Origin of the sequence: Staphylococcus durrellii, from assembly GCF_015594545.1 — a bacterium.
Taxonomy (GTDB): Bacteria; Bacillota; Bacilli; order Staphylococcales; family Staphylococcaceae; genus Staphylococcus; species Staphylococcus durrellii.
In genome coordinates this window covers 1,927,518-1,939,575 of sequence record NZ_JADIIO010000001.1, presented here as the reverse complement: position 1 = coordinate 1,939,575, position 12,058 = coordinate 1,927,518, and the positions used below count along the sequence as shown (strand labels likewise).

10 protein-coding genes are annotated in these 12,058 nt (G+C 32.8%); 7 read left to right on the top strand and 3 right to left on the bottom strand.

Annotated features, from left to right (window positions below; all coding sequences use genetic code 11):
- Nucleotides 1–11 precede the first annotated feature (11 nt).
- Together ISP02_RS09325 and gdpS are read right to left on the bottom strand one after the other, a co-directional pair.
- Nucleotides 12–773: a threonine/serine exporter family protein gene (locus tag ISP02_RS09325; protein WP_195721294.1), complete on the bottom strand. Its 762-nt coding sequence runs from the start codon at nucleotides 771–773 to the stop codon at nucleotides 12–14.
- A 180-nt stretch (nucleotides 774–953) separates the two neighbouring features.
- Nucleotides 954–2,024, bottom strand: a complete 1,071-nt coding sequence (gdpS, locus tag ISP02_RS09320) for a GGDEF domain-containing protein GdpS (protein ID WP_195721293.1) — start codon at nucleotides 2,022–2,024, stop codon at nucleotides 954–956.
- A gap of 385 nt (nucleotides 2,025–2,409) precedes the next feature.
- Here gdpS and ISP02_RS09315 point away from each other — a divergent pair, with 385 nt between their 5' ends.
- On the top strand, nucleotides 2,410–3,459 hold the full coding sequence (locus ISP02_RS09315) for a glycosyltransferase family 4 protein (RefSeq protein ID WP_195721292.1): 1,050 nt from the start codon (nucleotides 2,410–2,412) through the stop codon (nucleotides 3,457–3,459).
- A gap of 84 nt (nucleotides 3,460–3,543) precedes the next feature.
- On the opposite strand, the gene ISP02_RS09310 is transcribed toward ISP02_RS09315, so the two are convergent.
- Nucleotides 3,544–4,188, bottom strand: a complete 645-nt coding sequence (locus ISP02_RS09310; RefSeq protein ID WP_195721291.1) for a YigZ family protein — start codon at nucleotides 4,186–4,188, stop codon at nucleotides 3,544–3,546.
- A 234-nt stretch (nucleotides 4,189–4,422) separates the two neighbouring features.
- Here ISP02_RS09310 and fakB1 point away from each other — a divergent pair, with 234 nt between their 5' ends.
- From fakB1 to prfB, 6 genes are all read left to right on the top strand, one after another.
- A complete protein-coding gene (gene fakB1, locus ISP02_RS09305) occupies nucleotides 4,423–5,286 on the top strand; it encodes a fatty acid kinase binding subunit FakB1 (RefSeq protein WP_195721290.1) in 864 nt (287 codons plus the stop codon).
- An 81-nt stretch (nucleotides 5,287–5,367) separates the two neighbouring features.
- Complete coding sequence (locus tag ISP02_RS09300; RefSeq protein WP_328806039.1) at nucleotides 5,368–6,666, top strand: DEAD/DEAH box helicase family protein; 1,299 nt, start codon at nucleotides 5,368–5,370, stop codon at nucleotides 6,664–6,666.
- The gene (locus ISP02_RS09295) at nucleotides 6,659–7,330 is read left to right on the top strand and encodes a ComF family protein (RefSeq protein ID WP_195721289.1); all 672 of its coding nucleotides are present in this window, start codon (nucleotides 6,659–6,661) and stop codon (nucleotides 7,328–7,330) included. Before ISP02_RS09300 ends, ISP02_RS09295 begins: the two co-directional genes overlap by 8 nt.
- A gap of 66 nt (nucleotides 7,331–7,396) precedes the next feature.
- On the top strand, nucleotides 7,397–7,963 hold the full coding sequence (hpf, locus tag ISP02_RS09290; RefSeq protein ID WP_195721288.1) for a ribosome hibernation-promoting factor, HPF/YfiA family: 567 nt from the start codon (nucleotides 7,397–7,399) through the stop codon (nucleotides 7,961–7,963).
- Between the two features lie 263 nt (nucleotides 7,964–8,226).
- Entirely contained in the window at nucleotides 8,227–10,758 is a 2,532-nt protein-coding gene (secA, locus tag ISP02_RS09285) for a preprotein translocase subunit SecA (protein WP_195721287.1), read from the top strand.
- Nucleotides 10,759–10,923: 165 nt separating this feature from the next.
- Nucleotides 10,924–12,040 (top strand): peptide chain release factor 2 gene (prfB, locus tag ISP02_RS09280; protein WP_195721286.1). Its coding sequence is split into 2 segments (ribosomal slippage): nucleotides 10,924–10,995 and nucleotides 10,997–12,040, totalling 1,116 coding nucleotides; the frame shifts between segments, so codons are not numbered across the junction.
- Nucleotides 12,041–12,058 lie beyond the last annotated feature (18 nt).

Sequence of the window (12,058 nt, the reverse complement as noted above, 5' to 3'; positions counted from 1 at the left end):
ATCTTTCCTCCTTAAAATATCAATAACACGATTGCTACACCTGCACCAATTGCAAATGCGGTAAGCGCCGCTTCAACGCCACGTGACATACCGGCTAATAATTCACCAGCCAATAGATCACGTATCGCATTTGTAATTAAAATACCTGGAACTAGTGGCATAACGCCCGCGATGGTTATGGTATCTTGATTTAGAGCTAATCCTGATTTCGTACATATTGCGCCAAACGTAATTACAACTGCGGCACTTATAAATTCAGAGAAAAATTTTATTTGTATAAACTTTTGAACAAAGCCAAAAGTTAAAAAAGCTAAAGCGCCAGCTATGGCAGCAAAAATGAAGTCGTGCGCAACGCCCCCGAACATAAAGAGAAAGAAGCCACAAGCAACCATCGCGGCAAAAAGCTGAGTATAAAATGAATATTGTAGCGATGAACGATGTAATTCAACAAGTTCGTTTTTAGCTTCATCAATCGTTATTTCATTGTTTGAAATTTTACGAGATAAACTATTTGTTAATGCTATTTTTTCTAAATCTGTAGTACGTTCTCGTATACGAATTAATCTTGTGTTTGTACGATTATTTAAGGAAAAAATAATTGCAGTGGACGTTACAAAGCTATATGTATCCTCGAGGCCGTAACTTGCAGCCATACGATTCATTGTATCTTCGACGCGATAAGTTTCAGCGCCGCTTTCAAGTAGTATCCTACCTGCAATAAGTACTACGTCAATCACTTTATTTTCATCAATAATTGTGATTGATTCGGACATTGAAGCCACCTCCAAAATGGATAATAGAACAATTGAAGTTTACAACCTAAGGACTTAACTTTCAATAGTAAGGCTTAAGGTTACATTTCTTTAATTTGTTGTCTAAATATAAGCACTATTTATATTGTACCTTAAAAAACAGCAATCCATATAATAAATAATGAATTGCTGCTTCGAGAATTATAATTTGACGATAGGATTAAACATGACTTGGTTTCGTCCTTCGTTTTTAGCTACATGTAACATATCATCTGCATCTTTAAATACTTTTCGTTGAGATTTATAATCTTCTTTTGTTAAAAATCCAACACCGATAGATACTGATAATTTAATTACTGCTTTGTTAGGTAAGTGGAAGGATGATTGCTCAACGCCAGTACGAATGGATTCGCTTAATTTTACACATTGATCTAGAGTATAATCTCTTAATACAATTGAAAATTCTTCGCCACCATTGCGGTAAATCTTGAAATGTTGTGGGACGTAATTAATTAATAATTGTGCCATTTGTCTTAGTACTGCGTCCCCAGCTTTATGTGAATATTGATCGTTAACATCTTTAAAACCATCAATATCAATTAGTAATAGTCCTAAACTTTCGTTGTTTTGTTCAGCTATGCTTGAAACTTCATTTAAATGTCTATCAAATTCTTTAACGTTACCTAAACCAGTTAAATAATCAATGCTATCTTCGTGTTCGTAACGATTCACTAAAGAGAAGAAATGCCAAATATCAACAAATGTAATAGAAGAAGTTAACGTTAAAATAAATGAGATAGGAATTAAGAACAATACTTCTATTAATTCTACATAAGGACTTATTAAAGCTAGTATTAAATAAATGATTAAACTTATACCATTAAGTGTTTGTACAGCAATAATATCACTTTGCTTAAGAAATGGACCTACTGTACTTACAATAATGGCGATGACTATTAAAATGATGCCACTAATAAAAGAATGATCAAAAATAAATATATTTACTAATGACACAATAGCCGCTGCAGCGACTGTATATATAGCATTCGTATATCTACCTATAAATAGTAACGGTACGAAAGTTAATTCAAGGTAATAGGTATTAAATAAAGGAATAGGGTAGGCTGAAAGTAATAACGCCAAAATTGTCATTAATACTGACACATATTCTTTTGAAAATACCATAATTTTATTTTCAGAGTATTGTAGCCGGTGAAATAAGTAAATACCAGCTACTGTAACTGCAATATTATAAACAATAGCTTCGAACATTAATTTTTTACGCTCCTTTAAAAAGACACTTTGTCATTGTAAGTGAAAACTTACAATTTGTCATCAATATTCCTGTAATTTCATAACTTGAGCAATATTTTGTGTTAAATGAACTTTGTGAATGATATAATAAAATAAACTAAAAATTATATGATAATAGTTATTAAGAATAATTTTATTTTTCTAGATACATAACTATTTGTGTTCATAAATACATATAAGTTATATTAAGTAAGTGAGTATTTAGATACTACTAGTATATACGAAAACATTAAAACAATGTTGACGAGTTAAAATAAGACGATCTTACGACGCAGTATTTTAGTATAATAGATCGGTACTAAGATTTGAAAATATTCAGAATTAAAATAATGAAGGTGAACTGATGTATACATTATTATTAATCATTTTCTCAATGATTGTCAGTTTAATACTTACACCAATAATTATAAAAGTATCGCAAAAAATGGATATTGTAGATAAACCCAATTATAGAAAAGTCCATACCAAACCAGTATCCGTATTAGGTGGTACTGTTATTTTGTTTTCTTTTCTGTTGGGCATCTGGTTAGGGCATCCGATTGAAACGGAGGTTAAGCCACTAGTTATTGGCTCTGTATTAATTTATCTTGTCGGTTTAATTGATGACATATATGATTTGAAACCAATAATTAAATTAATTGGTCAGATTGTCGCTGCTCTAGTAGTTGTCTATTATGGCGTGACTATTGATTTTATTTCATTACCTATAGGTCCGACAATTCATTTTGGAATATTAAGTGTTCCAATTACGATTACATGGATAGTAGCTATTACAAACGCTATTAACTTGATAGATGGGCTAGATGGTCTTGCTTCTGGCGTTTCAGCTATCGCTTTAGCAACAATTGGTTTTATTGCCATTTTACAAGCTAACATATTTATAATTATGATTTGTAGTGTGTTAATTGGTGCATTGTTAGGATTTTTATTCTTTAACTTTCATCCAGCAAAAATATTCTTGGGTGATAGTGGGGCGCTACTTATAGGGTTTATAGTAGGCTTTTTATCTCTACTTGGTTTTAAAAATATTACATTTGTGTCATTGTTTTTCCCAATCGTAATTTTAGCAGTTCCTTTTATCGATACTCTTTTTGCAATGATAAGGCGTGTGAAAAAGGGACAACATATTATGCAAGCGGATAAGTCGCATTTGCACCATAAATTATTAGATTTGGGGTATTCTCATAGACAAACTGTATTATTAATTTATTCAATCGCGATATTATTTAGTCTCTCAAGTATCATACTGTATTTATCTCAGTCATGGGGCGTGATTATGATGCTGATTCTAATAATTATCACAATTGAATTAATTGTAGAATTTACCGGTTTAATTGATGATGAATATAGGCCGTTATTAAAATTAATAGAGAAAAAAGAACATCAAGATTAATTAACAAATAAATTCTGAGATTAATATATGTAAGTGTGAGATTTTCTGTGTGGAAAAGCTTTTACATATTAATCTCAGAATTTTTTATGGTGTTTCGATATCGAACGGAAGTCGTTTAATCTCTTCCTCGGTCAACTCGTAATTGCTTGCTGTTGTTCGGTTTAAGAATTCAATGAAGGAATCGTATTCAGTAGAGATAACGTCTATTAAATAACTTACTTTGTCCGTGTATTCTGTGTCTCGATGAATAAATGATGTAGAAGCGAGTTCGTGTTCAAATTTACCTGTTAAATCATAAGCGATTATTACTTTAGTGGGAATCGCCGGTAATAATCGAACGCGTCCTAGGTCGTGGATTACATCTCTGACTGCACCACTATAGGCACGAATCAAACCACCGCCCCCTAATTTTATACCTCCAAAATATCTCGTTACAACCACGCATACATTATGTATTTCTAATTTTTTTAATGTTTCAAGCATAGGGACACCAGCAGTGCCACTAGGTTCTCCATCATCATTGGCTTTTTGAATATTCATATTATCTCCAATAGTATATGCCGAGCAATTATGCGTAGCTTCTTTATGATTGTGTTTGATTTCAGAGATAAATTGTTTTGCTTCTTCTTCTGACTCAACAGGTTTAATTTGTGCTATAAAGCGTGATTTACTGATAACATTTTCTATTGAGTGCGCTTTTTTAATAGTGATTATTGATTGTTGTTCCATTGTACGACCACCTATAGTTTATTTAAATATGATAATTATGCAGTGTAATATACTAGTCTTTATCACTAACAATATGTGTAAGTGATAAACAATGCAATTTTTAGCTATATAGTGAAGATTTTTGTCTATTTATTATACACTGTTTACAATAACAAAATAAATGCAAAATCAATTTTAAATTAAAAGAAATTAAGGTATGATTGTGTTAAGTATAATTACATAAGGAGGTTTGACATGAAGATAGCTGTAATGACAGATTCAACAAGTTACTTAAGTGAGTCAATTATAAAGAAACATAACATACTTATAGCCCCTCTAAGTGTTACATTCGACAATGGTGATAACTATATAGAAAATGAAACGATTTTTGCACCTGAATTTCAGGAACGCATGAAAAAATCTAAAACCATACCTACTACAAGTCAACCGGCAATTGGTGAATTTCTCAAAAAATATGAACAATTGAGAGATCATGGATATACAGATATTATAGGTGTATTTCTGTCATCAGGGATAAGTGGGAGTTATCAAACTGCTACGCAGGCTGCTGATTTAGTTGAAGGCGTAAATGTACATACTTTTGACTCAAAGTTAGCCGCCATGGTAGAAGGATCATATGTGTTAAGAGCAATTGAACTGATTAATAGTGGGCTAGAACCAAGCGAAATAATTGCTGACTTAACTGATATGCGTGAAAATACTGGTGCATTTTTAATGGTAGATGATTTGAAAAATTTACAAAAAAGTGGCCGGATTACTGGTGCCCAGGCATGGATTGGTACGATGTTAAAAATGAAGCCAGTACTCAAATTTGAAGATGGTAAAATCGTTCCAGAAGAAAAAGTACGTACAAAGAAAAAAGCATTCCTTGCACTTGAAAATAAAGTAATAGAGAAGGTCAAGACATTAGACACTTTTACAATTTTTGTTATTGGTGGAGATAAGAAAGAAGACTCCGAATGGCTATATAATGATTTAAAGAAAAAATATCCAGATTATAAAATCATTTACTCAGAATTTGGGCCCGTCATTCTAGCGCATTTAGGTTCAGGTGGTATTGGCTTAGGGTATGTTAGTAGAGATATTATCGAAGAATAAAATATAAAATTATGACTAGAACTAATACTTATGAGCAATTATAGACGCATAATGTTAATTAGAACTAGTCTTTTTTTAGGAGTGATAAACATAAAATTATATGGAAAATTAATTACTGATAAGCAACAATTAACAACTGAACTTATTATAAAAAATGGTTATGGTGTATATAAAAAGAAAGGGTTATGGCATTGCATGCAATGTGGTAGCACGAGTGTACATGATTTTTATATCTACGAGTCAAAGTACACTGAAGTACCCATTACTTATTGTAGAAAATGTGTGTGTTTAGGTCGTATGGACAATAATAATTCAGTGATGATTACTAAAAGCGTTAGGCATGTTTCGAGTGCTCAATATGAATTGAAATTCCCTTTAACTGACCAACAAAATTATGCTTCCGAAAAGATTGTTAAAGCCATAATAGAACGTCAGAATTTATTACTTCACGCCGTTACAGGAGCGGGAAAGACGGAAATGATATTCAACGGTATACATTATGCTAGGAATCAAGGTATGAACGTAGCAGTCATCTCACCTAGAGTTGATGTTGTGATAGAAGTTAGTCTAAGGTTAAAAGAAGTATTCAAAAATGAAGAGGTTGACATTATTTATCAAGAACAGCCACAACAATTTAATGGTCATTTTGTTGTGTCGACAGTACAACAATTATTTCGGTTTAAACAACATTTTGATGTTATATTTATTGATGAAGTAGATGCTTTTCCGTTGTCTATGGATGTTACACTAATGAAAGCTATCAAGCTTGCCTCTACTTATAGCTATAGTCATATTTTTATGACCGCGACTCCCCCCAAAATTTTACTCAAAACTATTGCTAAAGAGAATCATATATTGTTACCTGCAAGGTATCATCAACGCCCCTTACCCATTCCAACTTTTAAATATTTAAAAATCAACCCAAACAAAATGCAACTCACTTTCTTACGAATACTCAAGCAACAAACTCAGTCAAATCGTATCACCCTTATATTTGTAAATAATATTTCTTTTATGGAAAAAATATATTCCATATATAAAGAGCATATAGCTGAATTAACATACGTTTACAGTGATGATGTTTATCGTTTTGAGAAAATAACGCAACTAAGAGCAGGACAATATAAAGTGGTTTTTACTACGACAATACTAGAGAGGGGATTTACGATGGCACATCTAGATGTCATTGTTTTAAATAGTCAATTATTCGAAACAGCTACGCTAATTCAAATTGCTGGCAGGGTAGGAAGAAAGGCTGATTCACCTAATGGATTGGTGTTGTTTTGTCACCAAGGTGTTTCTTTTTCAATGTTATCGGCACGTAAAAAAATTAAACACATGAATAATTTAGCAATGAAGAAGGGATGGATTAATGACTGAATGTATGCAATGTGGTAAAACTTTTATAGAGCAACTGAATATTACTAATTTATTACGCCAACCTAATAATATTTGTGAAGAATGCTTATCACAATGGCACAATGCTAAAATTAATAATACTAATCATTGCAAACGTTGTTTGAAATCAATGATTAATAAAGAAGTAATATGCAAAGATTGTTTATATTTAATGGGACGTTATACATTAATGAATCAGTTGTATTGCCAGTACAACTATAGTGGCGTGGCTAAAGAGATCATACAACGTTACAAATTTATGAAAGATTATGCGCTAAAACATGTCATTGCACAAAGATTATCATTACCCGAGTATCGATATGACTATATCATACCGATTCCTTCTCCCATTGAAAGAGATAAAGCAAGAACCTTTAATACAGTGACAACTATACTCGATGAAATGAACGTGACATACTTTTCATGTGTTGAAGTTAAAAATAAATTAAGACAATCAACGTTAACTAAAAAAGAAAGAGCACAGCAACCTAATCCTTTTGAAATAAACACGACTGTTAATTTATCAGATAAGTACATTTTACTCGTTGATGATGTTTATACTACTGGAATCACCGTGCATCAAGTAGCTTGCAAATTTTTTGTGAGAAAAATCAGAAAGTTTGATGTGTTTACGTTTGCACGCTAGGAGAAAAGTGGTATTATAAAGATAAGCAACATTACCAATACAGGGGTTTTAAAGGAGTCGATTACTATGATCAGATTTGAAATTCACGGAGAGAACCTCACTATTACTGATGCAATTCGAAACTATATTGAGGATAAGATTGGTAAACTAGAACGGTATTTTAATGATGTACCAGATGCTACTGCACATGTGAAAGTGAAGACGTATACTAATTCAACTAGTAAAATTGAAGTTACTATTCCACTTAAAAATGTGTCGTTAAGAGCAGAAGAACGAAATGATGATTTATATGCTGGAATCGATTTAATTAACAGTAAGTTAGAACGACAAGTTCGAAAATATAAAACGAGAGTCAATCGCAAACATAGAGACCGCGGTGAACCAGATGTTTTTGCTGAAATTACAGAAACAAATAATAACGAAGTGAACGAAGATAAAACTGAAGATGCAGATTTCGAAATTATACGTTCTAAACAGTTCAGTTTAAAACCGATGGATTCAGAAGAAGCAGTGTTACAGATGGATTTATTAGGGCATGATTTCTTTATTTTTACAGATCGCGAGACAGATGGTACGAGTATCGTCTATAAGCGTAAAGATGGTAAATACGGGTTAATTGAAACATCTGAATAATAATTTTTAATTTTAGTTTCTAGCGTCCAAGATATGTTAAATCTTGGACGCTTAATTTTTGTTATGTTATTATGTAATAATTTGAAAGTGAAAACTGCTTTCATAAACTTAATTAATAAAAAGAATTTAAAGCTATTTAAAAAATATAAAAACAAAGCATAACTATTTTTGACTAACGGTGATATAAGTGTAAATTTAAGCTTATAAATGGTAATATAAATTGTTGTAAGGAAAAGAGTTAATAAGCTAAAGGAGCGAACAGAATGGGTTTTTTATCAAAGATTGCTGATGGCAATAGTAAAGAAATAAAACGCCTTGGTAAATTAGCAGACAAAGTGCTCTCATTAGAAGAGGAAATAGCAATACTAACTGATGAAGAGATTCGAAATAAAACTGCAGAATTTCAAGAGAAATTGCAAGCAGAAGAAGATATTAAAAAACAAGAAAAATTATTAGAAGATATTTTACCGGAAGCCTTTGCTTTAGTACGTGAAGGTTCTAAACGTGTTTTCAATATGGTGCCTTATCGCGTCCAAGTTATGGGTGGTATTGCTATCCATAAAGGGGATATTGCAGAAATGCGTACAGGTGAAGGTAAAACACTTACGGCAACTATGCCTACTTATTTAAATGCTTTGGCAGGACATGGTGTCCATGTCATTACAGTCAATGAATATTTAGCTAGTTCACAAAGTGAAGAAATGGCTGAATTATATAACTTTTTAGGCTTATCTGTAGGTTTAAACTTAAACAATAAGTCAACCGAAGAAAAGCGTGCCGCATACGCAGATGATATTACGTATAGTACGAATAATGAACTAGGCTTCGATTATTTACGTGATAATATGGTTAACTATGCCGAAGAACGCGTAATGCGCCCGTTAAATTTCGCAATTATTGACGAAGTCGATTCAATTTTAATTGATGAAGCACGTACACCATTAATTATTTCAGGTGAAGCTGAAAAATCTACTTCTTTATATACTCAAGCTAACGTATTCGCCAAAATGTTAAAAACTGAAGATGATTATAATTATGATGAAAAAACAAAAGCAGTTCAATTAACTGAACAAGGTATCGATAAAGCAGAACGTATGTTTAAGATTGATAACTTATATGACGTTAAGAATGTTGAAATCAATAGTCATATTAATACGGCTCTACGTGCCCATGTAACGTTACAACGTGACGTAGACTATATGATTAATGATGGTGAGATCTTAATCGTTGATCAATTTACTGGACGTACTATGCCAGGACGTCGTTTCTCTGAAGGTTTACACCAAGCTATTGAAGCTAAAGAAGGCGTGAAAATTCAAAACGAATCTAAAACGATGGCTTCTATTACATTCCAAAACTTCTTTAGAATGTATAACAAGTTATCCGGTATGACTGGTACAGCCAAAACGGAAGAAGAAGAATTTAGAAATATTTACAATATGACAGTTACTCAAATACCAACTAACAAACCGGTACAACGTGCCGATAAACCAGATTTAATTTATATTAGTCAACAAGGTAAATTTGATGCAGTTGTTGAAGATGTGATTGAAAAACATAAATTAGGACAACCCGTACTGCTTGGTACGGTAGCAGTTGAGACAAGTGAATATATTTCTAATTTGTTAAAAAAACGTGGCATACGCCATGATATACTAAATGCTAAAAACCACGAACGTGAAGCGGAAATCATTGCCAATGCAGGTCAACGTGGTGCTGTAACTATCGCGACAAACATGGCTGGTCGTGGTACTGATATTAAACTTGGTGCTGGTGTCGAAGAATTAGGCGGTTTAGCAGTTATCGGAACAGAACGACATGAATCTAGACGTATTGATGACCAATTAAGAGGACGTTCTGGACGTCAAGGTGACCGTGGTGACAGTCGCTTCTATTTATCATTACAAGACGAATTAATGGTACGTTTCGGTTCAGAAAGATTACAAAAAATGATGGACCGTTTAGGTATGGATGATTCAACACCTATAGAATCTAAGATGGTATCTCGTGCTGTTGAGTCTGCGCAAAAACGTGTTGAAGGGAACAACTTTGATACACGTAAACGTATTCTTGAATACGATGATGTACTACGTAAACAACGTGAAATTATTTATGGTGAACGTAACAGTATTATCGACAGTGAAAATAGTAGTGAGCTTGTAGAATCAATGCTGCAATCAACTTTAGAACGTAGTGTTGCGCACTATATCAATGATGATGAAGAAAATCCAGATTACGAGCCATTCGTTAACTACATTGATGATGTATTCTTAAATGAGAATGAGTTAACTACATCTGAAATTAAAGGTAAGGACAGCGAAGATATTTACCAACTAGTATGGGAAAAAGTTGAAAAAGCTTTAGCACAGCAAAAAGAAGAAATAGGTGAACAATTCGATGAATTTGAGCGTATGATTTTATTACGTTCTATTGATACGCATTGGACTGATCATATTGATACGATGGATCAACTTAGAGAAGGTATCCATTTACGTTCTTATGGGCAACAAAACCCATTACGTGATTACCAAAATGAAGGACATCAACTATTCGATACAATGATGCAACAAATAGAAGAAGACGTTAGTAAATATATTTTGAAATCTGTTGTAACCGTTGAAGACGACATAGAAAGAGATAAATCTACAAGCTTTGGTAAAGCTGAGCATGTCTCAGCTGAAGACGGCAAAGAAAAAACTAAAGCGCAACCTTATGTTAAAGATGAACATATTGGAAGAAACGACCCATGTCCTTGTGGTAGCGGTAAAAAATATAAAAATTGCCACGGCGCATAAAATTACTTAACTGGAGTATGTTAAAATGTTTAACATGCTTCAGTTTTTTACTACGTAATAATAACAGTTTGAAAAATGGTATATAATGATATACTTTAACAATGATTAGGTTATTAAAAATTGAACAATTGAACCTTAAACAAACGTTAATAGGAGCGATGTAAAGTGGAATTATCAGAAATGAAAAGGAATTTAGAAAGTTATACATCAAAATTAGAACAACTTAGGGGGTCTCTTTGACTTAGAAGAGAAAGAGACTAATATACAAGAGTATGAAGAAATGATGGCAGATCCAACATTTTGGGACGATCAAAATAAAGCACAAGAAATTATCGATAAAAATAATGCATTAAAATCTGTCGTTAATGATTTTAATACTTTGACTGATGAGTTAGATGATATGTCAGCTACGCATGAATTGTTAATAGATGAAAATGATCAGGATATGAAGGATGCATTAGAAATTCAAATAAATGAACTTAACGGCAAAATTGACCAATTTGAATTACAATTGTTATTAGACGGGCCATACGACGCAAACAACGCTATATTAGAACTGCACCCGGGGGCAGGTGGTACCGAATCACAAGATTGGACAAGTATGTTATTAAGAATGTACCAACGTTATTGTGAACAACAAGGATATAAAGTTGAAACGGCTGACTACCAACCGGGTGATGAGGCTGGTGTGAAGAGTGTGACGATAATTGTAAAAGGTCACAATGCCTACGGTCACTTAAAGGCTGAAAAAGGCGTCCATAGATTAGTGCGTATATCACCATTTGATTCATCAGGGAGACGTCATACCTCTTTTGCTTCTTGTGACGTTATACCTGAATTTAATAATAATGAGATTGAAATTGAAATTAATCCAGACGATATTACAATTGATACGTTCAGAGCTTCAGGTGCCGGCGGTCAACACATTAATAAAACTGAATCCGCAATTCGTATTACCCACCACCCAACAGGTATTGTAGTAAATAACCAAAACGAACGTTCTCAAATTAAAAACCGTGAAGCAGCGTTGAAAATGTTAAAAGCTAAATTGTATCAACTAGAATTAGAAGAACAAGAAAAACAAATGGCTGAAATACGTGGTGAACAAAAAGAAATCGGTTGGGGCAGTCAAATTAGATCCTATGTCTTCCACCCATATTCTATGGTAAAAGATCATAGAACTAATGAAGAAACTGGAAAAGTTGATGCTGTAATGGATGGAGAGATCGGTCCATTTATGGAAGCTTATCTACGTAATCAAATGGCAAATGCCGAAAAATAATAATTAAGTAAACAATAA

What these genes read in the sequence shown, in the direction of transcription:
- ISP02_RS09325 (WP_195721294.1), bottom strand. Translation starts at nt 773, where the DNA reads ATGTCCGAATCAATCACAATTATTGATGAAAATAAAGTGATTGACGTA.
- gdpS (WP_195721293.1), bottom strand. Translation starts at nt 2,024, where the DNA reads ATGTTCGAAGCTATTGTTTATAATATTGCAGTTACAGTAGCTGGTATT.
- ISP02_RS09315 (WP_195721292.1), top strand. Translation starts at nt 2,410, where the DNA reads ATGTATACATTATTATTAATCATTTTCTCAATGATTGTCAGTTTAATA.
- ISP02_RS09310 (WP_195721291.1), bottom strand. Translation starts at nt 4,188, where the DNA reads ATGGAACAACAATCAATAATCACTATTAAAAAAGCGCACTCAATAGAA.
- fakB1 (WP_195721290.1), top strand. Translation starts at nt 4,423, where the DNA reads ATGAAGATAGCTGTAATGACAGATTCAACAAGTTACTTAAGTGAGTCA.
- ISP02_RS09295 (WP_195721289.1), top strand. Translation starts at nt 6,659, where the DNA reads ATGACTGAATGTATGCAATGTGGTAAAACTTTTATAGAGCAACTGAAT.
- hpf (WP_195721288.1), top strand. Translation starts at nt 7,397, where the DNA reads ATGATCAGATTTGAAATTCACGGAGAGAACCTCACTATTACTGATGCA.
- secA (WP_195721287.1), top strand. Translation starts at nt 8,227, where the DNA reads ATGGGTTTTTTATCAAAGATTGCTGATGGCAATAGTAAAGAAATAAAA.